The sequence below is a fragment of the Bacillus sp. TH19 genome (genome assembly GCF_016651075.1).
Classification (GTDB): domain Bacteria; phylum Bacillota; class Bacilli; order Bacillales; family Bacillaceae_G; genus Bacillus_A; species Bacillus_A mycoides.
This window is the reverse complement of sequence record NZ_JAEKEO010000007.1, coordinates 1,441,751-1,462,728: the sequence shown is the minus strand read 5'-3', so window position 1 is coordinate 1,462,728 and position 20,978 is coordinate 1,441,751. Positions and strand designations below refer to the sequence as shown.

The window sequence follows — 20,978 nt, the reverse complement described above, 5'->3', positions numbered from 1 at the left end:
TTCACTCTCCTTTAACGCTTTCAAACACAACACCATGCGCAATCGTTGGAATCGTTTCCTTCTGTTGTATCATCATGGGGCTTAATAGAGCTCCAGTTGCAACGACAAAAATTCTTTGTAAATTCCCTTTTTGCATTTCACGCAGTAAATGGCCGTATGTTACAACAGCTGAACAAGCACAACCACTGCCCCCTGCAAACACTTCTTCTTGATTTGAATTGTAAATCATTAATCCACAATCGTTGTATACATTCCCCAAATCATACCCTTCCTCAAGTAAAAGTTGTTTCGCAATTGGTGTCCCAACAGCCGATAAATCACCAGTAACAATAAGATCATAATCAGCTGCACTTCTTCTCAAATCTTCAAAATGTTGTTGAATTGTATGAGCAGCAGCTGGTGCCATCGCTGATCCCATATCTAAAGGATTAGCAATTCCTAAATCTTGCACTTTACCAATTGTTGCTGCTGTTATTTTAATTGCACTCTCCTCATTGCTAATTAATATTGACCCTGCTCCGGTAACAGTTGAGTTTGCTGTCCCTGGCTTTTGTCCTCCGTATTCTGTTGGGGAACGAAATTGTCTTTCAGCCGTCGCATTATGACTACTTACTGTAGCTAAAATACGATTCGCAAATCCACCATCTATAAAAGCTGATCCAATCGCCAAAGTTTCCATTGACGTCGCACAAGCGCTGAACATCCCTAAAAAAGGAATACCATACTCACGAGCAACATAATTTGCTGTCACTGTTTGGTTTAATAAATCTCCCGCTAAAAAGAAATCAATTTGCGATTTTTTTATATTCCCTTTTTGCATCGCTTGTTGAATTGAGTCTGACATTAACCTTCGTTCAGCAAGTTCCCAGTTTTCCTCTCCGCAATGTAAGTCAGAATATGAAATATCAAAATCCTTTCCAAGAGGGCCTTCAGCTTCTTTCGGACCGACAGCAGTACCAGTTGCATTCACGAAGATATCATTTTGAAATACCCACGTTTGTTTTCCTGTCAATCTCATACCCACCCCTCCTTTAAGACATTAAAATTTGAAATGTATATCTTATTAACCCGATAATGTATGCACCGACGACTCCAAATACAATGACACTTCCTGCAAGCTTAAACATGTTAGTAGCGATTCCTAGAACAATCCCTTCACTCCTATGCTCTAGTGCGGCACTCGCCATAGAATTCGCAAATCCAGTAACTGGTACTGCTGATCCCGCTCCAGAAAACTGCCCGATTTTATCATATACACCACACCCTGTTAAAATCGCCGACAATAAAACAAGCGTTGCAACTGTCGGATTTCCTGCCTCTTGTTCACTAAAGTGAAAATAATGTATATAAAATTTCATCAATATTTCTCCGACTGTACAAATGAGCCCACCTACAAGAAATGCCTTCACACAATTTAGCAAATAGTTTGGCTTTGGATGGTACTCCTTCACTTTATTTATGTAATCATCTTTCAGTTTTCGCCTTGTCATATATATTGCCTCCTACTTTACGAAATAAATCCAGTGAAACAATGAGCCTATTACTTTTCCAAGTACAAGAGCAACGAGTAAAACAACAATTTTCCCCTCTACCCCGACTCGTTTCGCTAAAATAGGTAAAACATTTAATACTTCTGTTAATGCCGCAGCAAGCATTCCAATGAATGTGCCACAAAATAACCCTAATATTACAAGCCAATATTGCGATGTTTGAAATGTAATGTTTTTCAAACTACACCAAGCCCCAGTTAAAGTACCCGCAATGACAGCCCACTCAAAATATTGAATATGCTTTCCACTTCTCGTTAATTGAGCTAAGCGCGGGATAATACCGAGAACAGCTAAAAAGGCAACATATCCGCTACCTACTGCAATCCCGCCAGCTAAACCAATTAATACAACAAACCCACATTCAATCATCGGCAAGCTGTTTCGTGTTATCCTTGTTTTCATTAACAATTACATATTGATCAAGCGACTGCTGATATTGAAACATCTCAACTTCTAACGGACTAGGCTCTTCATTAATTCGCTTTTGAAATACATGATTAAAAAATAAAACCATACCTAATCCAAGACCTACTGAATATGGAACTTGAAATAATAGTGGTTGCTCCTTAAACTCTCCAGTAATCATGTAATATAACCGTTGATGTACTTGTTGCATACTTACATCCTCATGGAAATAAATGATCGCAAGGGCCGCTCCAATGAAAAGCAACAACCATACAAGTCCGAAGAAAACCGGATGCACTTTCTTTTTTTCGTATATAATTTCAACAAGAGTTTGTCCAGAACCAAGTAAATTAATTTGTATGTGAGCCGCTTTTTGTTGAATAATCTCAATTACTTTCATAACATCAATTACAACATGCGTCTTATCATGTGCTGTTATGTTGTAGACTATTTCATTTTGTAACGACTCAACTACAAAAGAATCTCCGGCAAGTTGAGCAACATCGCTCAGCTTTACTTCATACGTAGGAGACACTTTTAAGCGATTGCGCATTTTAATATAAATTGTTCCTTCCAATTTCCATTCACCCCTTCACTCTTCCTCGTAGTTGTAGTATGGTTATTGAATTTTTTCTAATACAATTTTTTCATAAAAAAACATCTGTACCGTTTCGGTACAGATGTTTTTTAGCTTATGCCTTTTTCTTAAATAAATTTGCAATACTTAATGCAAGTCCTCCCCAAATGACTACCATACCTATAACCATCATCATAATCGCTGATCCACTCATCATGAAACACCTCGGTCCTTCCATTCTTTTTCAAGCTGGACAGAGTCTGAATGTATTTGTGCATTCCATTTCTTCAGACTAATGACTAGTGCAACTATAAGAAACGCTGCCGCTATCGACCAACCATACGTTACAACAAACTCTGTTGGATAACCTCCGTAGTTCTTTTTAATGTTTTGGATTGTACCATCAATTAACATATACCCTAACATAAGTGGAGTAATAACGAGTAAACTCACTCTCCAAAACGTTCCTAACTTTATATCAGATACAAAGTTTGCATGATTTTGATAAACTGGTAAACGGCGCAAGATTAGTCCTATTGTAACTACTTCAACGAGTGCAATTGTAATCAATCCAAAATTGTTAGCGAAGTAATCAACAACATCTAGGAACATAAGTCCACCACGTGTTGCAAAAACAAGAGAAACTAATACTAATAGCGTTCCCATAATTCCAATCGTCTTTTGACGACTCAAGCTGAATTTTTCAGATACAGCGGCAAAGCATACTTCTGCAAGTGAAATGAGTGATGTAATTCCAGCAACAGTTAGAGATAAGAAGAATAATACACCAAATAACGGCGACATCGGTAACTCATTAATAATTTGCGGGAATACTACAAATGCAAGTCCTACACCAGCACTAGCTACTTTATCAACCGGTACCCCCATGTTATTCGCCATAAATCCAAGAGCTGCAAAGACACCAATACCTGCCAATAATTCAAATCCTGAATTTGCAAATCCTGTAATAAAAGCATTATTTGTTGTATCTGAGTTTTTCGGTAAATAACTAGAATACGTAATCATAATTCCGAATGCTAAAGATAAACTAAAGAAAATTTGACCGTAAGCAGCAAGCCATACTTTCCCATCAAAAATACGACTCCAATCTGGTTTAAAAAATGCATCTAGCCCCTGCATCGCACCTTCCATCGTCACTGCACGAACAACGATAATAAGGAACATAACAACTAGTAAAGGAATAAAAATACGGTTAACAACTTCGATTCCTTTTTTAACTCCTTTAAACGCAACACCAAGCACAATAATCCAAACGAGAGCTAACGGAATTAATACTTCTGGTACGAGCCCCCCGAATTGTCCTGGCTTATCTGCAACATGTAAATATTCTTTAAATAAAAATGATTGCGTGTCTTTCCCCCATGCTCCAGTAATTGCAAAGTACGTATACGAAATAGACCAAGCAATGATTACAGCGTAATATGTTGAAACAATAAATGTCACACACATTTGCCACCATCCAATAAATTCAGCACGTCGATGAATACGGAAGAATGTAAGTGGCGCCGAACCACGATGACGATGCCCAAGAGCAAACTCGAAAGCTAACAATGAAATACCAGTCGTTAATAATGCAAATAAGTACGGTAAAAAGAATGCGCCTCCCCCGTTTTCATACGCTGTATAAGGAAAACGCCATATATTCCCTAGTCCAACAGCGGAACCGATTGCTGCAAAAATAAATCCAGCCCTAGTTCCCCATTGTTGCCTCGTTTCCATGTTTCCTTCCCCCTTTGTGACAAGTTCATACTTGGATTATAGTTTAAATTAACTAAATTATCAATAAATTCTGTAAATTTTTTAGCGATAGTTATAATCTTCTCCTTTTCGTGACAATAAAAAAAATCGAATAGATAGCTATTCATCTATTCGATCTTTCATCTGTTTTAATATTTTCTTTTCAAGTCTTGAAACTTGTACTTGCGAAATGCCTATGCGCTCCGCTACTTCTGATTGGGTTTGGTCTTTATAATAGCGCAAATACACAATTAGCCTTTCTCGTTCATCCAATTCTCTAATTGCTTCTTTTAAAGCAATTTTATCAAACCATTTCGTTTCCGATTGATCTGCAATTTGATCTAAAATAGTAATTGGATCTCCATCGTTTTCATACACAGTTTCATGTATCGACGAAGGAGCACGACTCGCTTCTTGCGCCAGAACAACTTCTTCCGGCGTTAGTTCAAGAGCCTGTGCTACCTCATTAATCGTTGGAGCCCTTCCAAATTCTTTCGAAAGCTCGTCTCTCATCTTTCGGACTTTGTTTCCTGTTTCTTTTAAAGATCTACTTACTTTCACTGATCCATCGTCACGTAAAAATCGTTGTATTTCACCGATAATCATTGGAACTGCATATGTTGAAAATTTCACGTCGAAAGATAAATCAAATTTATCTACCGATTTTAAGAGTCCAATACATCCAATTTGAAATAAATCGTCTGGTTCGTATCCTCGATTAAGAAATCGCTGTACAACCGACCATACGAGACGCATATTACTTTGAACGATTGTATCTCTCGCTTGTTGATCTCCATCTTGACTTTTTTGAATTAACGCTTTTAGCTCGTGGTCCTTTAACCGAGGTTTCTTCTTCTCATTTCTGACCTCTATGTCCATTGGCTATTCTCCTTAATTGCATAGAGCGTTACTATTTGATAAGTATTTTGTCAAATGGATTGTTGTCCCGAAAGATTCGTTTGAAATAACTTCTACTTCATCCATAAAATTTTCCATGATAGTAAATCCCATTCCGGAACGCTCTAATTCAGGTTTAGTTGTAAAAAGGGGTTGTCTTGCTTCATCTAAGTTAAAGATACCAATCCCTTCATCTCGAATCGTGAGTTTCACCATCGCTTCTTCCAAAATCACTGAAATATAAACAACACCTTCTGCATTTCCTTCATACCCATGAATAATTGCATTTGTAACCGCTTCTGACACAACTGTTTTAATCTCTGTTAGTTCTTCCATCGTCGGGTCTAATTGCGCAATAAAAGCAGCTACCGTAACACGAGCGAATGATTCATTCTGACTTAACGCTGAAAATTGAAGGTTCATTTCATTTCTCATCTACGCCACCCCCAACGTCGCGAGCGCATGCGCTTCACTTTCTTCTAAACGAACAATTTTGAATAGACCTGACATTTCAAATAAACGTTTAACGGACGGTGAAATTGCACAGACAACCATCTCTCCACCTAATCCCTTTACATGTTTATATCGGCCTAATATAACGCCTAAACCAGAACTATCCATAAATGTTAAGTTCTCTAGGCTCAAAATAATATGATGAACACCATGTGTCTCAATCATATCTGTGACTTTCGTTCGCAACTCTTCAGCAGTATGATGATCTAACTCGCCCTCTAGCCTCACACATAAGACGTCACGTTTTACTTCTAAATGCATGGAAAGACTCACACGATTTCCTCCTTATGCTCAAACTTTACTCATTAACATAAGATTTTCGTGATATAAAATCAGAATCCTTCCTACTGACAAAAGAAGAACTATTTCGTCATAAAGTGAAACCTTTCAGCAATTATTTCAGTAAATACGAACAGAAAAACATCAAAATTTTCGCCGCTATTTTGATGTTGAAAACATCCCAAAACTTCTTTTAAATAACTCCCACCAGCTCGCTGCCTCAACATCTTCTTTCGCTACAATTGTTTGTTTTAATAAAACATCTTTATCTCTTTTAATAACAAGTGTACCAAGTGCATCACCTTTTTTAATCGGTGCCTTCACTTTCTTTTCAGCAATCACTTCTTGTTTAACTTTGTCCATATTTTCGCCCTTCTTCATAAGAAGAGACACATTGTCTGACGCAACTAAATCTACTTTTTCTTCCTTACCTTTTCCTACTTGCACAGTCTTAATTTTCTCACCACGTGTATATAATTTCTTTGTCATGTATTGTCCAAATGCATAATCAAGAAGCTTCGTTACTTGATTGTTCCGCTCTTTTGATGTAGGTGCTCCCATTACAACTGAAATAACACGCATACCATTTTTCTCAGCCGATGCCGTTAAACAATATTTCGCTTCTGTCGTAAAGCCTGTTTTCACTCCATCTACTCCAGGATAAAAACGTACTAACTTATTCGTATTAACAAGCCAAAACTTCTTATCCGTATTTTCACGTAAATAGTCTTCATATTTACCTGTGTATTTTCGAATAAGTGGATACTTCATCAACTCTTTCGCCATAATAGCCATATCATTCGCTGTAGAATAATGATCTTTGGCCGGGAGACCTGTCGGATTTTGAAAATGTGTATTTTTCAATCCTAGATCTTTCGCTTTTTTGTTCATCATATTTACGAAACCTTCTTCTGAACCAGCGATATGCTCAGCTACTGCAACAGATGCATCATTTCCAGATGCAATTGCAATGCCCTTTAACATTTCATTTACAGTCATCTCTTCCCCAGGTTCTAGAAAAATTTGTGATCCGCCCATTGAAGCTGCGTGTTCACTCGCTCTAACTTTATCGTTTAGTTTTAGTTTTCCTTTTTCAACTTGTTCCATAATTAATAGCATTGTCATAATCTTTGTCATACTAGCAGGTGGTAACTTTTCATTCGGATTTTTATCAAACAAAACTTTACCTGTATCTTGCTCAATTACGATCGCTGACGACGCTTGTTCCGCTAACTTCGGCGTGGCTTCTTCTGTTTTCTCCTGCTTCGTTTTCTCAGATTGCGCAAAACTAACTGAAGTACCAGAAAGCAATAACATGAAACAAACAAGTATTCCAAAAACTCGCTTCATGACTAACCCTCCATTCTATATCAAACTTATTTTTTCCAATTTATTCATTTTTAATACCATATTTTTCTATCATTTTCAGTTGACAAATAAATTCATTGCTTATATTGTATTAAGTGTATTACACACAGTAGTACACTTAATACTCATCAGGAAGGAGACATTGCTCTTGCATATTCAACTTGATCCAAGAAGCAACACTCCGATATGGGAACAAATTGTTCAAAATATAAAAGAGCTCGTACTAAAAAACATGTTAGCTCCAAGTGATAAGCTTCCTTCTGTACGCGAGCTTGCTTCTTTGCTCGTTATAAATCCAAATACAGTAAGTAAAGCTTATCAAGAATTAGAGCGACAAGGGATTATTGAAACATTACGAGGAAAAGGAACATTTGTAGCCCAATCGATTACCCCAACATTAGACGAAAGGAAAATCGCTATGGTTGAAAAGCAATTTCATCAATTATTACTAGAAGCCTCTTATCTTGGGATTACGAAAGATAAAATTCACGATTGGATAGATTCATACTATAAAGAGATTGGAGGAAATACGGATGCTGAAAGTGACAAACTTGAAGAAAACAATTGATAACCAAACGATTTTAGACGATGTTTCTTTCACATTACAAAAAGGTAGTATCGTCGGATTACTCGGAAGAAACGGTGCGGGGAAAACAACTTTATTACGAACGATGGTCGGCATTTTAGACCCAGATGCAGGAACTGTTACATATGAGGATACGGATGTTCATAAGCATCCTGAAATTAAACAAAAGGTTGTATACGTTCCAGACTCTACTAACATACTAAACGGTTATACAGTGAAAGAAATCGTTAAGTTTTATAAAGCAGTTTATACAGCATTTGATGAACAATATTTTTATGAAATATTAGAACGTTTTAATTTACCAAACAAACGTATTCGTAGTTACTCAAAAGGAATGAAAGCACTGCTTGCGATCATTTTAGCTTTCGCTGCAAAAGCAGAATATGTCATTTTAGATGAACCGACAAACGGACTTGATCCTATCGTTAAAAGACAGATTCTACAATTTCTCGTTGAAGAAGTAGCAGAAAAAGAAATTACAATTTTCATCTCCACTCACCATTTAGATGAAGTTGAAAAAATTGCCGATACAATCATTATTTTAAAAGGACATACAGTAGATTCTATTACATCACTAGATGATGCAAAATCACGATTTGCCAAAATACAAGTTGCTTATGAACGTTCATTACCTCAAAAACTAGAAAACTTAAGCAATATTAAAATATTAAACCAAACAGGAAAAGTATATACAATCTTAATTGAGGAAAATGTGGCTACAACACTGGAGAAGTTTTATAAAGAGCAACCAATACTCATTGAAGAATTAGCAATGTCACTTGAAGATGTCTTTGTTACGACACTTGAGGAGGATGGGTATGTTTCATAAGGCATTGTGGATGTGGAATTGGAAGCGCGGGAAGTATGCTGTATCACTCTTTTTCTTGAGTACACTTTATCTTTTATCTTTCGGATACTATAAAGCAGCTCAGCAACAACTTGCTAATTATTATAAATTGCAAGAAAAGGGAACGTTCTATTACTATTATACTTTTTTGTCAAATACAGGTAATAGCTTTTGGCTAACTATTCTTATTATTTGTTTAGCTTGTCTATTAATAGGATGGGAACGTAGCAACCAGTCTAATACCCTACTTATGGAAATGCCATTTACAAGAAAAAATATTTTCTTCTCTAAATGGGCTTTCGGTTCATTCTGGATTATAGGGTCTCTCCTTATGAACTGGATCCTTATGTACATTATTTATAGAACAACAATTCATTTTGAGTATCAAACATTCAGTCCATTTCATCGATACTTTCTTTATGCGATTGTTTCTTATGTTGCAGTCTATACAGCTGCATTATGTATCGGTACTTTTACTGGGAGCATTGTTTCGCAAATCTTTTTTTGTATTCCATGGCTGCTAATGGGACTTACATTTACTTCATTATTGTACAATTTTACAATAAACCATTTACAGGCTACAGATACTAGAAATACCAACTTGTATCAACAGCTTGATGAAATCAATCGAAAGACAAATATAGTTGCACCGATATATAACTTTACGATCCATTACCAATATAATCCAGAATCACGCAAAAAAGAAAATGACCCAACTACTTTAAGAGATCCAGCATCTTATACGTATTATTCGGCTAAATCAGTGTTAGTCCCTATTTTGTATACAATATTTTACTTACTACTTGGCGCATATTTATATACACGATCGCCTAATGAAAACACTCAAAAGATATTTATTTTCCAAAAACATTTACGAATATGGATATGGGGAACAACCATTTACTTTGCATTACTAGGTGGCTATAAAATAAATCAATTTAGTTTCTTATTTAACTACTATATCGGTTTGTTTCTCGTTGGAATCATTACTTATGTTGTATTATCACGCCTAACAAATTATAAAGTTTTTTAAAGGAGAGATCCTATGTTTCAAAAAGCACTATGGCTAAGAACGTATCAACAAAGTAAATATGTTGTATGGTTATTTTGGCTCGTCAGCCTCTATACTTTGTCATACAAATACTATATAACATCGATTGAACAAGAATACCTTCTGAAGATGCCAAAAGAAGGGGAATATGTATATCATTACAATTTTGGTTTATCACTTATGGACCCTGTCATCTTTCAAGGTGGTGCACTTATCATTCTGGCCTGTACGTTAATCGGTTGGGAAAGGCAAAATAACTCCATTGATTTTCTTTGGTCTATGCCTTTTAAACGTTCCCACCTTTTTATGACAAAATGGTTGTTTGGTACTTGTAACATTGTAGCAGCTGTTAGTATAAACTGGGGACTATTTGCTATTATGAAAAAGTTGACTTTTCATAATAAATATCAAGTATTTTCCCCATTTCATTCTTATTTTATATACATGTTAATTGTATTAATTGCTATTTATACACTTGCCTTGTGTATAGGAACAATAACTGGGAATGTTATTTCGCAAGGATTTCTCACTGCAGCTATATTCATGTTCCCATTATTACTTCCACCACTTATCTCAGGAGTCATCGCTGTTCACTCAAATGTTGACTTTCATGAGAACAATGGCAATATGCATCGTGTTATGGAAAACATACGGATTTCTGGTCCAGTAGAAGAGTTTACTATTCGCTTTAATTACGATCCTCAAGGCGCTTTTACTGATGAGGATGGAGTGCGTCATAATGAACCAAACTTTACAAAAATCCCTTCAGCAAAATTATTGATTGCACCTATCACATATATCATTATTTTATTACCACTCGGTATATATTTATATGTTCGTTCAGTCAATGAGCTAAATGGAAACTTCCTCCTATATCCGAAGTTACAAAAAATAATTATGAGCATTGGTATTTTCGTTATAGGAATAGTTGGTGGTTTAGTCTTAAGGGGAGACAAATCATTACTTAATTTTTACATTGGATTTTTGGGGGCAAGCATAATTAGCTATTTTCTTCTATCCAAACTATTGAAATGGAAGTTCTCTTGGAACGCTAAATAAACTCATCATTATCACAATTTTGTACTGGAGGGATTACATGTTTCATAAAGCTTTATGGCTCCATCATTACAAGCAAAGTAAGTACATTCTTTTACTCTTTGCTTGTAGTAGTTTTTGGTTTTTACCTATTAGCTACTTTAATGATTTACAGGTTCAACCAAACGAAGATGGCTATTTCTACTATAGTTTAAATGGGGATACTCTTATCATCCCCTTCATTCCAATTTTCATATTACTCGCCTGTTCATTAATCAGTTGGAAAAGACAAAATCAAACAGACTATCTGTTATTTGCAATGCCATTCACGAGAAAAGAGCTTTTTCTTTCTAAGTGGCTGTTCGGGACAATCGCAATTCTATTCATAATGAGTCTTAATGGTATCTTAATTTATTTCATCCTAAAGATTAATCTTTTTAGCCAATACCAATCTTTCGGGCCAATGGGTACATTATTATGTTATGTTACCATTACATGGATTGCGATTTTTACAATAGCTATTTTTATCGGAACAATTGCTGGCAATGTCATTTCGCATAGTATATTAAGCTTAATTTTCATTATATTACCATCTGGAATAGGCATGTTACTGTTTCATTTTGCTTGGATTCACACAAATGTATCTACAACTGAATTTTTCCTTAAGAAAGCAAATTATGCATCATATATAGAGAATATTGAAGTTTTTGCACCTACTAATAATACTTATATATCTTATACATTTAATCCAGAAGTAAAGGAAGTAGACATTAATAATTTAAAAGAATCCGTTAAGGAGCAGCATCAATTCCAGCCCATCTGGAAGCTTATCACTCCGATTCTATATATTCTCATTCTTTTACCATTAGGAGTATTTTTGTATAATCGGACTCCTAATGAAAATAACGGTAAAATATTATTATTCACTAAACTACATCGACTATTTATACCTTGTGTTACAATATGTTTTGCTCTATTAGGAGGCCGGATAACAGGTGAAAAAAACGATCCGCTATTAAGTTATTACGCTGGGTTCATAATAATAGGACTATTTGGCTATGTAATACTTCACTATTTGATAAATAAAAAATTTTTACTTCATACGAAATAACCTCCTTCAAAAGGAGGTTATTTCACATTCTCTCTCCTATCCCCATACACCATCTCTTCTTTCATCCCGAACCCATCACCATTTTGCACAATTTGCTCTGTCGGCGCGACTACACTTTCAGCAATTTTCCATTCGCCGCGCTCTTTCACAAATACTTGCAGAAAATAGTTCATGCCATTTAATTGATACGCATTTTCTTTTTTCACATTATAGTGCACCGCAATGTAGTGCACTTGAATATTTTCTTTCCCTGCTTTTGATACGTATTGCGATAATCTTGGAATGTACATTGATGCTTTCTTAAATGGTAAGTGCTTCGCTTTAACGAGCGATGAACTTGTTACATTACGCAAAGTGTCCTGATTACGAACATTATCACTATGATGAAATAATACTGCGTTTTGCATAGAACGAATCCATAATTTCGAATACAAGACTGTATTATCGTTTTCAATGTACTTCACTTCTTTTTGCACCACTTGGATAGGGGTATCAGCGTACATGAATGTATGAAAGCAGAAGAAACTTCCAAGTAAAATGATAAGTGCAGCAATATATTTCATAATCTTTCCTCCGATCTGTTTAATTAAAGTATCGGAGTTTCAAAATATTTTTATTCAAAAGAAAAAGGATAGGAAAGCTCTCGCTTCCTATCCTCATTTATTATAATACGCGGCCAAATAGTTCTAAAACCATTTCTATCTCTTGGTCGCTCCAACCTTTAAATTTCTCTTTATAATATTCTTTACGCACAGCTTCAAGCTTTTCAGTTACTTCTCGTCCGTTTTCAGTAATTTCTAAGTATACGATACGACGGTCCGAATTTGAACGTTTTCTTTCAACAAACCCTTTTCGCACGAGACGATCTGTTACAGCTGTAATATGACTGGAGGTTACGTTTACTTCACTCGCAATTTGCGAAGCCATCTGTGGACTTTTTAAAAATAACGCACGTAATACAGAGAATTCGTTATATGGCATATGCTCTGAAAAACGTGTATTAATATCATTTTGTAATAAACGTATCATCTTTCGAAATGATGCAGATAAATCTAAAATCAGTGTTTCTCTATTTTCGTTCACTAGCCTCGTCCCTTTTTTATCATATTTACACATATTATAATCTATAAATACCTATATTGTATATGCTTTCTTCCCTCAACATTCTCATTTATGTAACTTTTTTCATAAGATTTTCTTTTTTGTTCACACATATACATATAAAAAAGGATGGTGAGCATAAATGCAAAGTGGAATGAATCCGTATTTACATAATATCCGTACGACAAATACTGGTAAAGAAGCTACTATTACTGTACAAGGAGAAGGCATTATAAAAGCAAAACCAAATGTTGTCATATTAACACTGGGCATTCGAACGGATAGTAAAAATGTAAAACAAGCGCAAGAAGAAAATGCAGTGCAATCGAAACAATTGCTTGATGCACTCAAACAGCTAGGTATTGCCGATAAAGATATAGAAACCATTTCTTATACGATTACGCCTCAATACGAATATGTAAATGATAAAGCATTACTACAAGGCTACCGTGTGGAGCATTTGTATGAAATTACCGTTTTAAATGTGCAAAAAGCAGGGGAAGTATATGATATAGCCGTATCGAATGGTGCAAACGTAGCAAAAGGATTACGTTTTCGAATATCTCATCCAAATAAATATTATGAGCAAGCTCTCATTCAAGCTCTGCAACAAGCAGTAGACAAAGCTCGTACAATTGCGAGTACCTACAATTTAAATATTAATCCTGTTCCCCTCTCATTCGTTGAAGAATCTGTCCAATTACCACGGGAGATCGCATCATATGCTACTTTGCATGCGCAAGCAGCTCCGCCCATTCAATCAGGAGAACTAGAAATCATTTCATCTATCCGGGCAATTTTTACGTATTTATAAATAAATTCATTTATAAGTAACCGTTATCATTTTCGTTGTTGTAAAAACATGATGTTCTGATATAATAAAGGACGGTGAGCTCTTACATAAGAGATATCACGGGTGGGAGAGGGATATGAAAAAGAAGGTTTAACATGAAAGGAATACTTGAAAGAACATTTAAATTAGACTTACACCAAACATCACCAAAACAAGAAGTTTTAGCTGGAGTCACGTCATTTTTCACAATTGTTTATATTATGATTGTAAATGCGTCAATCTTATCAGATGCCGGCATTCCTCTTGAGGCAGGAATTTTGGCAACTGTTTTTAGTTCATTTGTCGGATGTCTACTCATGGCATTTTGGGCAAATGCACCTGCTATTCTTGTCCCTGGTATGGGTGTAAATGCATTCTTCACGTACACTGCTGTGCATACGCTCGGTTTAACTTGGCAAGAAGCATTGGCAGCTGTTTTTATCGCCGGTATTATTTTTGCAATTGCTGCTTTTACACCGATTGCTCGCGTGCTTTCGGTATCGATTCCAAAGTCATTAAAGGAAGCGATCACTGTCGGTATCGGGTTGTTTTTAGCTTTCATTGGCTTGCAAAAAGGTGGTTTAGTCGTTTCGCATCCTAATACTGCTGTTGCAATGGGAAAATTAAGTAGTCCTGTCGTTCTTGCCACACTACTTACTCTTATTGTCGCACTTGTACTATTTGCGCGTAACGTACGTGGAAGCTTTTTATGGACGATTGCAATTGGAACTGGTATTGCATGGCTGTTTGGTCTTGTTGATACGAGTCAAATGGGAAATAGTTCGTTTTCATTCGCTAATTATGGCGATGTGTTTGGAGCTATGTCATTTGGGAAACTTTCTTCCTTGCCATTTTGGATTGCAACATTCTCCTTAAGCATGGTGCTTATTTTTGAGAACATGGGACTTTTACATGGTTTATTAGAAGATGATCGTAAATTCCCACGTGCTTACCAAGCAAATGCAATTTCAGCAATGACATGTGGTCTATTTGGCACAAGCCCTACCGTTTCAACAGTAGAGAGTGCCGCAGGTATTACTGCAGGCGGAAAGACAGGTCTGACGTCTATCGTTACAGGGTTGTTATTCTTCGCATCACTGTTTGCGCTTCCGTTTGTCAAAATAATCCCTGACAGTGCCATTGCACCAATCTTAATTATTATTGGCGGGCTGATGATTACAAGCATTCAACAAATTCCTCTGAACGACTTTTCAGAAGGATTTCCAGCGTTTTTAATTATCGTTATGATCCCGCTCACATATAGTATCGCTGATGGCATTGCGTTCGGATTTATCGCTTATCCTATCTTGAAAGTTGCACTTGGAAAGCGTAAAGAAGTCGCACCGTCCATGTATATTATTACATGCTTATTCTTAGCCATGTTCGTATTACACGCTATTGGCTAAGAAAAAAACACCGAGGAAATCCTCGGTGTTTTTTTACTTAAACCAACCTTTTTTATAAAACCAAGCCATCATTCCGCCGCCAATTAATGCCATTAAAATTAAGCAAATAAAATAACTATACTTCCCGCCAAGCTCTGGCATATGTGCGAAGTTCATGCCGTATACCCCTGCAATAAATGTTAACGGCATGAAAATAGTTGAGAAAACAGTTAATGTTTTCATAATATTGTTCATATGGTGGGAATTCAACGAAAAGTAACTATCTCGAATATCTGCTGTTAATTCACGGCTCGCTTCAATCATCTCTGTCAGTTTAAGCAAATGATCATGTATATCTTTAAAATAAATTTCATGATCGCTTATACCGTAAAAACGTGTTGAATTTAATATACGATACAATAAATCACGCATCGGAATAATCGTACGCCTTAGCTTAGATAAATCTGCACGAATATCAAATACTTCTTCTAGCACACTTCCTGCTGTCTCACCCGTTAAATTATCATCAATTGCATTTAAATGGTCTTCGATGTAATAAACAGGTGCGAAATAATCATCTACAATTTGGTCAATAATTGTATGTGCTACATGCAAAGGACTCTTCTTAATACGTTTCTTTTCACCGAGCGTTTTCCATACTCTTTCAATCGCATTGTTATGAGAGAAATGGAAAGAGACTATATATCGATCACTAATAAATAAATCGATTTCATGCGGTTCTAATCCGTCTTCTCCGAATGCATGAAGAACTAAAAAGTTATATCCATCATAAAAATCTACCTTTGGTCTCTGTACATACTCTACACAATCTTCAATTGCAAGGGGATGGAACTTGAAGTGATCTTGTAAAATATATGTATACTCCTCTTTCGTTGGCTTATATAAATCAAGCCAATACCATATGATGTTCTCTTTTTTCGTTTCTTCTAGCGAAACATCATATAAAACTTCATTTTTTTTCGTTATTGCACAAATTCTAATCATAATTTCACCCATTACTATTATAAACAAAAAATAGTAAAAAAAGCCAAGGAGAAATCTCCTCAGCTTTTTTTTATCCCGCTATTTGCGGGCAGTAAGACCCCTACCTCAAAATTCAGCGAAAGCAAAGAAGTTAGGTCTGGGTCGGGCTGCCCGTAAATGCCCGATTGGTGAAGGCTAATAATCAGTGGGGATAAAGCCCCCACTGATTAAAGTTTCACTTTATTACTTCGTTACAATACCGTGTACTAAAGTTGGTGCATCTACGTGATCTTTAGCGATTTTCATGTTCTCATAAATTTTCGCTTTTACGTCTTCAACATTTTCGCGGTTTGCGTAAATTGTAACAAGAGAGTCACCTTTTTTCACGCTATCGCCTACTTTTTTGCGAAGCATTAGACCAACTGCTAAATCAATTTCAGACTCTTTCGTTGCACGCCCTGCTCCTAAAAGCATTGCTGCTGTTCCGATTTCATCTGCAACGATTTCCGATACGTAACCGTCTTCTTTCGCTTCCACTTCAATTTTAAATTGTGCTTGTGGCAATTTAGAAGGATCATCAACAACAGATGCATCGCCGCCTTGCGCGGATAAGAACGTTTTAAATGATTCTAGCGCTTTACCATTGTTCATTACTTCAATTAACTTTTCACGTGCATCTTCTAAAGATGAAGCTTGTCCAGCAAGGTACACCATCTGACTTCCAAGTGTTAAACATAACTCTTCTAAATCTTTCGGTCCCTTACCTTGTAATGTATCAATTGCTTCTTGTACTTCTAATGCATTACCAATTGCTTCACCAAGCGGCTGACTCATATCAGAAATAACCGCCATCGTATTACGACCAACGTTATTACCGATGCGTACCATTGCTTCTGCTAAACGCTTTGCATCTTCATCCGTTTTCATAAACGCGCCTGCTCCAGTTTTTACATCAAGAACAATTGCATCTGCACCAGCAGCAATTTTCTTACTCATAATTGAGCTAGCGATAAGAGGAATTGAATTTACTGTTGCAGTTACATCACGAAGCGCATATAACTTTTTATCAGCAGGTGTTAAGTTTCCACTTTGACCAATAACAGCGATTTTATTTTCATTTACAAGACGCATGAATTCATCATTTTCAATTTCCACATGGAATCCTGGTACTGCTTCTAATTTATCAATTGTACCACCCGTATGTCCTAGACCTCGTCCAGACATTTTCGCAACTGGTACACCTAAAGCAGCTACTAATGGACCTAATACAAGTGTCGTTGTATCACCAACTCCACCCGTTGAATGCTTATCTACTTTTACCCCTTCAATGGCTGATAAGTCAATTGTATCACCGCTATTTACCATTGCCATCGTTAAATCTGCACGTTCTTGATCATTCATATCTTGGAAGAAAATTGCCATTGCAAGTGAACTCATTTGATAATCTGGAATACTACCATTTGTGTATCCTTCAACGATAAAGTTAATTTCTTCTGTCGTTAATGCATGTCCATCACGTTTTTTTGCAATTAGGTCCACCATTCTCATTGTGAAGTCACCCCTTCATTTGTTTTACAATTGCTTTTACTAATGCTAAGAAATTAGCTTTAACACGTTCTGTCGTTTCAATTACTTCATCGTGGTGAAGTGGTTGATCTAAAATACCAGCTGCCATATTTGAAATACAAGAAATACCTAGTACTTTCATACCTGCATGACGAGCTACAATTACTTCCGGTACTGTTGACATACCAACTGCATCTCCGCCAAGTGTACGAAGCATACGAATTTCAGCAGGTGTTTCATATACAGGACCTGTCATTCCAACATATACACCTTCTTGTACTTTAATATTTAAATCTGCTGCAACTTGTTTCGCCATTTCGCGAAGTTCTGGCGTATATGATGTAGACATATCAGGGAAACGTACACCCATTTCAGAATCATTTGGTCCGATTAATGGGTTCGTACCCATGAAGTTAATATGGTCTGAAATTAACATAAGATCGCCTGGTTCAAATGATGTATTTACACCACCAGCTGCGTTCGTTACAACAACTGTTTCTACACCTAGTTCTTTCATAACACGAACTGGGAATGTTACTTTTTGCATATCGTATCCTTCGTAGAAATGGAAACGTCCTTGCATTGCTACTACTGTTACACCTTGAAGTGTACCGAATACAAGTTGACCTGCATGTCCTTCTACAGTTGAAACTGGGAATTCAGGGATTTCACTGTATGGTACTGTTACTGCGTTCTCGATTTCATCTGCTAATACACCTAGTCCAGATCCAAGGATTAGTCCTACTTGTGGTGTCTCTTGAAATTTCTCTTTTAAGTATGAAGCTGATTTTGTAATTAGTTCACGATTCATCTGTTTATCCCCCTATTTCTTTAGCTCGTTTAAGAAGCTTGTTCCATGTTCTGGCATTTTAACATTAAAGTTTTCTGCTACAGTTGCACCAATATCAGCAAATGTTTGACGAAGTGATAACTCTTGTCCGCCTTCTTTCATGCTTGGGCTATATGCTAATAACGGTACATATTCACGTGTATGATCAGTACCAGGATGTACTGGATCATTACCATGGTCTGCTGTAATTAATAATAGATCATCTTCTTTTAGTTTTTCGAATACTTCTGGAAGACGTGCGTCATATTCTTGCAATGCTTCTCCGTACCCTTGTGGGTCACGACGATGACCAAATAAGGCATCAAAGTCAACTAAGTTTAAGAAGCTAATACCTGTAAAGTCCATATTTAATGTATCTACAAGCTTGTCCATTCCATCCATATTTGATTTCGTACGAAGTGATTCAGTTACACCTTCTCCATCATAAATGTCAGCAATTTTACCAATAGCAATTACATCATAATCGCTATCTTTAAGTTCATTCATTACTGTGCGACCAAATGGTTTTAACGCATAGTCATGACGATTTGGTGTACGTGTGAAGTTTCCTGGCTCTCCAACGAACGGACGAGCAATAACACGCCCTACCATGTACTTCTCATCTAATGTTAATTCACGTGCGATTTTACAAATTTTATATAGCTCTTCAAGTGGTACTACTTCTTCATGAGCTGCGATCTGTAATACACTATCAGCAGAAGTGTAAACAATTAAAGAACCTGTTTCCATTTGTTCTTGACCAAGCTCAACAAGTACCTCTGTTCCAGAAGCTGGTTTATTACCGATAATTTTACGACCTGTCTTTTCTTCTAATTCATCAAGTAATTCTTTCGGGAATCCTTCAGGAAACACTTGGAATGGTGTATCAATGTAAAGGCCCATGATTTCCCAGTGACCTGTCATTGTATCTTTACCTGTAGATTTCTCTTGCATTTTTGTATAATATCCAAGCGGTTTCTCTACTTTAGAGATTCCTTTCATTTCACGAATATTACCAAGGCCTAATTTCACCATGTTTGGCATGTGTAATCCATTCATATGTTCAGCGATATGACCAATTGTATCAGAACCTAAATCACCAAACTGCTCAGCATCTGGTGCTTCACCGATTCCCACAGAGTCCATTACGACTAGGAAAATACGTTTATATTTATTCATAACTGCAACCTCCTATATGTTCAGTTCTACTTCTTGTAGTATGTTCAAAACGCTATAAAGTGAAACTGTTATCAATGGGAATTATCTTTCGTCCTCATTATTAAACAGTACTGCTTTAAATCATTCTCTAACTTTTTCGTTTTACTTTCAAACGAACAAAAAACATTTCTAGGTTTTTCCAAGTCAGATGTCAGACATCTGATATTGATATCATAACATGTTTACGCTTTCTTTTTAATACATTTTCGTAGAATTTCTCATTTTCTTTACCCTTCTATTGTAATCCATTCTGCAAAGAAGTGCTAATCATTTTATAACATATTTCCTAATATAAAAATAAAAAGCAGCTCTAAAGAGCTACTTTTTATTTTACTTCTACTGTTTCTTCTTTATGTTCATGTAGTTCACCTTTTTTAACATGAACTTTCACTTTGTAAGCACCGTTTTCTTTGAAAGTATGTTTCGTTTCATACTCTCCTTTATTTCCTTCTTTCGCTGGAATAAATTCGTGCTTTTCAACACCATCTTTCCAAATCTCAAGTTGTACTTCAGCACCAGTTAACGCTTCTTCTTTTTGCTTCAAATGAACTTTCATTGTTGATTCAGCATTTGCTTTAATATCACCAGCCATAAGATGTATCATCGTATCACTTTTATGATCCCCATGACCTTCTTCTTTTTTCGCATCTTCTACTTTTGCATTTCCTACAGCGACTTTTGTTTCTGGCATAACATGCATTTCACGTGCATTTGTATGAGGAATAATATGATATACTCCATCAGTTTCAAATGTTTTCTCTACTGCATAAACACCTTTTCCTTTATGCTTACCATCTAACATCTCGTGTTTCTCGTCGCCATCTTTCCAAATCTCAAACTTTACATCATCAGCATCCGTTACTCTTTCTTTTCCTTGTGTAACAAGTGCTTGTACTTCTGTTTTTTCACCAGGTTTAATTTCTTTCGGATTCGTTTGAACCGCTACTTTTATAGCTTCCAGTTTCTGTTCTTTTTTCGGTTCTTCTTTGTTTGTATTACAGCCAGCCAATGCTAGCATCGCGATAAATAAAGTCATAATAAGTTTTTTCATCATCATTTCCTCCTTCATACTTTATTTAGTATAGA

24 protein-coding genes are annotated in these 20,978 nt (G+C 36.2%); 7 read left to right on the top strand and 17 right to left on the bottom strand.

The window, feature by feature from the left end:
• Position 1 precedes the first annotated feature (1 nt).
• From spoVAD to dacF, 10 genes are all read right to left on the bottom strand, one after another.
• Positions 2–1,018, bottom strand: a complete 1,017-nt coding sequence (spoVAD, locus tag JFU54_RS11440; RefSeq protein ID WP_002165116.1) for a stage V sporulation protein AD — start codon at positions 1,016–1,018, stop codon at positions 2–4.
• A gap of 13 nt (positions 1,019–1,031) precedes the next feature.
• Positions 1,032–1,490 carry a stage V sporulation protein AC gene (spoVAC, locus tag JFU54_RS11435; RefSeq protein WP_002014918.1) on the bottom strand — a complete coding sequence of 153 codons (459 nt, stop codon included), beginning with the start codon at positions 1,488–1,490 and terminating at the stop codon, positions 1,032–1,034.
• 12 nt (positions 1,491–1,502) lie between these two features.
• Positions 1,503–1,919: a stage V sporulation protein SpoVAB gene (gene spoVAB / locus JFU54_RS11430; RefSeq protein WP_033709411.1), complete on the bottom strand. Its 417-nt coding sequence runs from the start codon at positions 1,917–1,919 to the stop codon at positions 1,503–1,505.
• Positions 1,912–2,532, bottom strand: a complete 621-nt coding sequence (locus JFU54_RS11425; RefSeq protein WP_002014920.1) for a stage V sporulation protein AA — start codon at positions 2,530–2,532, stop codon at positions 1,912–1,914. The genes spoVAB and JFU54_RS11425 overlap by 8 nt, the downstream gene beginning before the upstream one ends.
• 115 nt (positions 2,533–2,647) lie before the next feature.
• The gene (locus JFU54_RS11420) at positions 2,648–2,749 is read right to left on the bottom strand and encodes a methionine/alanine import family NSS transporter small subunit (protein ID WP_002094424.1); all 102 of its coding nucleotides are present in this window, start codon (positions 2,747–2,749) and stop codon (positions 2,648–2,650) included.
• Positions 2,746–4,272: a sodium-dependent transporter gene (locus tag JFU54_RS11415; protein WP_002014921.1), complete on the bottom strand. Its 1,527-nt coding sequence runs from the start codon at positions 4,270–4,272 to the stop codon at positions 2,746–2,748. Before JFU54_RS11415 ends, JFU54_RS11420 begins: the two co-directional genes overlap by 4 nt.
• Before the next feature lie 138 nt (positions 4,273–4,410).
• Positions 4,411–5,169, bottom strand: coding sequence for an RNA polymerase sporulation sigma factor SigF (sigF, locus tag JFU54_RS11410; protein WP_201064449.1), 759 nt, complete (start codon positions 5,167–5,169; stop codon positions 4,411–4,413).
• Positions 5,170–5,181: 12 nt separating this feature from the next.
• Positions 5,182–5,622: an anti-sigma F factor gene (spoIIAB, locus tag JFU54_RS11405; protein ID WP_001243400.1), complete on the bottom strand. Its 441-nt coding sequence runs from the start codon at positions 5,620–5,622 to the stop codon at positions 5,182–5,184.
• Positions 5,623–5,973, bottom strand: a complete 351-nt coding sequence (spoIIAA, locus tag JFU54_RS11400) for an anti-sigma F factor antagonist (RefSeq protein WP_201064446.1) — start codon at positions 5,971–5,973, stop codon at positions 5,623–5,625.
• 165 nt (positions 5,974–6,138) lie between these two features.
• A complete protein-coding gene (gene dacF / locus JFU54_RS11395) occupies positions 6,139–7,329 on the bottom strand; it encodes a serine-type D-Ala-D-Ala carboxypeptidase DacF (RefSeq protein ID WP_201064443.1) in 1,191 nt (396 codons plus the stop codon).
• Between the two features lie 166 nt (positions 7,330–7,495).
• Here dacF and JFU54_RS11390 point away from each other — a divergent pair, with 166 nt between their 5' ends.
• From JFU54_RS11390 to JFU54_RS11370, 5 genes are read left to right on the top strand one after another with little or no spacing between them, the layout of a single operon-like run.
• Positions 7,496–7,915, top strand: coding sequence for a GntR family transcriptional regulator (locus tag JFU54_RS11390; protein ID WP_002145907.1), 420 nt, complete (start codon positions 7,496–7,498; stop codon positions 7,913–7,915).
• Positions 7,881–8,762, top strand: a complete 882-nt coding sequence (locus JFU54_RS11385) for an ABC transporter ATP-binding protein (RefSeq protein ID WP_201064440.1) — start codon at positions 7,881–7,883, stop codon at positions 8,760–8,762. The genes JFU54_RS11390 and JFU54_RS11385 overlap by 35 nt, the downstream gene beginning before the upstream one ends.
• Positions 8,752–9,813 carry an ABC-2 transporter permease gene (locus JFU54_RS11380; protein ID WP_201064438.1) on the top strand — a complete coding sequence of 354 codons (1,062 nt, stop codon included), beginning with the start codon at positions 8,752–8,754 and terminating at the stop codon, positions 9,811–9,813. The genes JFU54_RS11385 and JFU54_RS11380 overlap by 11 nt, the downstream gene beginning before the upstream one ends.
• Positions 9,814–9,825: 12 nt before the next feature.
• Complete coding sequence (locus tag JFU54_RS11375) at positions 9,826–10,890, top strand: ABC transporter permease subunit (RefSeq protein ID WP_201064436.1); 1,065 nt, start codon at positions 9,826–9,828, stop codon at positions 10,888–10,890.
• 37 nt (positions 10,891–10,927) lie between these two features.
• Complete coding sequence (locus JFU54_RS11370) at positions 10,928–11,977, top strand: ABC-2 transporter permease (protein WP_201064434.1); 1,050 nt, start codon at positions 10,928–10,930, stop codon at positions 11,975–11,977.
• Positions 11,978–11,994: 17 nt separating this feature from the next.
• Here the strand turns inward: JFU54_RS11370 and JFU54_RS11365 are convergent, their stop codons facing one another.
• Positions 11,995–12,540: a hypothetical protein gene (locus JFU54_RS11365; protein WP_201064432.1), complete on the bottom strand. Its 546-nt coding sequence runs from the start codon at positions 12,538–12,540 to the stop codon at positions 11,995–11,997.
• A gap of 100 nt (positions 12,541–12,640) precedes the next feature.
• Entirely contained in the window at positions 12,641–13,060 is a 420-nt protein-coding gene (locus JFU54_RS11360; RefSeq protein ID WP_002088468.1) for a MarR family winged helix-turn-helix transcriptional regulator, read from the bottom strand.
• 160 nt (positions 13,061–13,220) lie between these two features.
• Between JFU54_RS11360 and JFU54_RS11355 the strand changes: the two genes are divergently transcribed.
• Together JFU54_RS11355 and JFU54_RS11350 are read left to right on the top strand one after the other, a co-directional pair.
• Positions 13,221–13,892 (top strand): SIMPL domain-containing protein, encoded by a 672-nt coding sequence (locus JFU54_RS11355; RefSeq protein ID WP_002067033.1) that lies wholly within the window; start codon positions 13,221–13,223, stop codon positions 13,890–13,892.
• Between the two features lie 134 nt (positions 13,893–14,026).
• On the top strand, positions 14,027–15,316 hold the full coding sequence (locus JFU54_RS11350; protein WP_002033892.1) for an NCS2 family permease: 1,290 nt from the start codon (positions 14,027–14,029) through the stop codon (positions 15,314–15,316).
• 33 nt (positions 15,317–15,349) lie between these two features.
• On the opposite strand, the gene corA is transcribed toward JFU54_RS11350, so the two are convergent.
• The 5 genes from corA to JFU54_RS11325 all read right to left on the bottom strand — a co-directional run bounded on the left by corA (position 15,350) and on the right by JFU54_RS11325 (position 20,946).
• Positions 15,350–16,312 (bottom strand): magnesium/cobalt transporter CorA, encoded by a 963-nt coding sequence (gene corA, locus JFU54_RS11345; protein WP_002067031.1) that lies wholly within the window; start codon positions 16,310–16,312, stop codon positions 15,350–15,352.
• Between the two features lie 210 nt (positions 16,313–16,522).
• Positions 16,523–17,827 carry a pyrimidine-nucleoside phosphorylase gene (locus tag JFU54_RS11340; protein WP_002067030.1) on the bottom strand — a complete coding sequence of 435 codons (1,305 nt, stop codon included), beginning with the start codon at positions 17,825–17,827 and terminating at the stop codon, positions 16,523–16,525.
• A gap of 7 nt (positions 17,828–17,834) precedes the next feature.
• Positions 17,835–18,656, bottom strand: coding sequence for a purine-nucleoside phosphorylase (locus JFU54_RS11335; RefSeq protein WP_001078443.1), 822 nt, complete (start codon positions 18,654–18,656; stop codon positions 17,835–17,837).
• 12 nt (positions 18,657–18,668) lie between these two features.
• Positions 18,669–19,853, bottom strand: coding sequence for a phosphopentomutase (gene deoB / locus JFU54_RS11330; RefSeq protein WP_002014935.1), 1,185 nt, complete (start codon positions 19,851–19,853; stop codon positions 18,669–18,671).
• A gap of 364 nt (positions 19,854–20,217) precedes the next feature.
• Positions 20,218–20,946, bottom strand: a complete 729-nt coding sequence (locus JFU54_RS11325; protein WP_002088470.1) for a FixH family protein — start codon at positions 20,944–20,946, stop codon at positions 20,218–20,220.
• Positions 20,947–20,978: the final 32 nt, after the last annotated feature.

Coding starts and splice junctions, on each gene's coding strand:
- spoVAD (WP_002165116.1), bottom strand. CDS start 1,018: ATGAGATTGACAGGAAAACAAACGTGGGTATTTCAAAATGATATCTTC.
- sigF (WP_201064449.1), bottom strand. CDS start 5,169: ATGGACATAGAGGTCAGAAATGAGAAGAAGAAACCTCGGTTAAAGGAC.
- JFU54_RS11420 (WP_002094424.1), bottom strand. CDS start 2,749: ATGATGAGTGGATCAGCGATTATGATGATGGTTATAGGTATGGTAGTC.
- spoVAC (WP_002014918.1), bottom strand. CDS start 1,490: ATGACAAGGCGAAAACTGAAAGATGATTACATAAATAAAGTGAAGGAG.
- corA (WP_002067031.1), bottom strand. CDS start 16,312: ATGGGTGAAATTATGATTAGAATTTGTGCAATAACGAAAAAAAATGAA.
- JFU54_RS11415 (WP_002014921.1), bottom strand. CDS start 4,272: ATGGAAACGAGGCAACAATGGGGAACTAGGGCTGGATTTATTTTTGCA.
- spoIIAB (WP_001243400.1), bottom strand. CDS start 5,622: ATGAGAAATGAAATGAACCTTCAATTTTCAGCGTTAAGTCAGAATGAA.
- JFU54_RS11375 (WP_201064436.1), top strand. CDS start 9,826: ATGTTTCAAAAAGCACTATGGCTAAGAACGTATCAACAAAGTAAATAT.
- deoB (WP_002014935.1), bottom strand. CDS start 19,853: ATGAATAAATATAAACGTATTTTCCTAGTCGTAATGGACTCTGTGGGA.
- JFU54_RS11365 (WP_201064432.1), bottom strand. CDS start 12,540: ATGAAATATATTGCTGCACTTATCATTTTACTTGGAAGTTTCTTCTGC.
- JFU54_RS11385 (WP_201064440.1), top strand. CDS start 7,881: ATGCTGAAAGTGACAAACTTGAAGAAAACAATTGATAACCAAACGATT.
- JFU54_RS11340 (WP_002067030.1), bottom strand. CDS start 17,827: ATGAGAATGGTGGACCTAATTGCAAAAAAACGTGATGGACATGCATTA.
- JFU54_RS11370 (WP_201064434.1), top strand. CDS start 10,928: ATGTTTCATAAAGCTTTATGGCTCCATCATTACAAGCAAAGTAAGTAC.
- JFU54_RS11335 (WP_001078443.1), bottom strand. CDS start 18,656: ATGAATCGTGAACTAATTACAAAATCAGCTTCATACTTAAAAGAGAAA.
- spoVAB (WP_033709411.1), bottom strand. CDS start 1,919: ATGATTGAATGTGGGTTTGTTGTATTAATTGGTTTAGCTGGCGGGATT.
- JFU54_RS11350 (WP_002033892.1), top strand. CDS start 14,027: ATGAAAGGAATACTTGAAAGAACATTTAAATTAGACTTACACCAAACA.
- dacF (WP_201064443.1), bottom strand. CDS start 7,329: ATGAAGCGAGTTTTTGGAATACTTGTTTGTTTCATGTTATTGCTTTCT.
- JFU54_RS11355 (WP_002067033.1), top strand. CDS start 13,221: ATGCAAAGTGGAATGAATCCGTATTTACATAATATCCGTACGACAAAT.
- JFU54_RS11325 (WP_002088470.1), bottom strand. CDS start 20,946: ATGATGAAAAAACTTATTATGACTTTATTTATCGCGATGCTAGCATTG.
- JFU54_RS11380 (WP_201064438.1), top strand. CDS start 8,752: ATGTTTCATAAGGCATTGTGGATGTGGAATTGGAAGCGCGGGAAGTAT.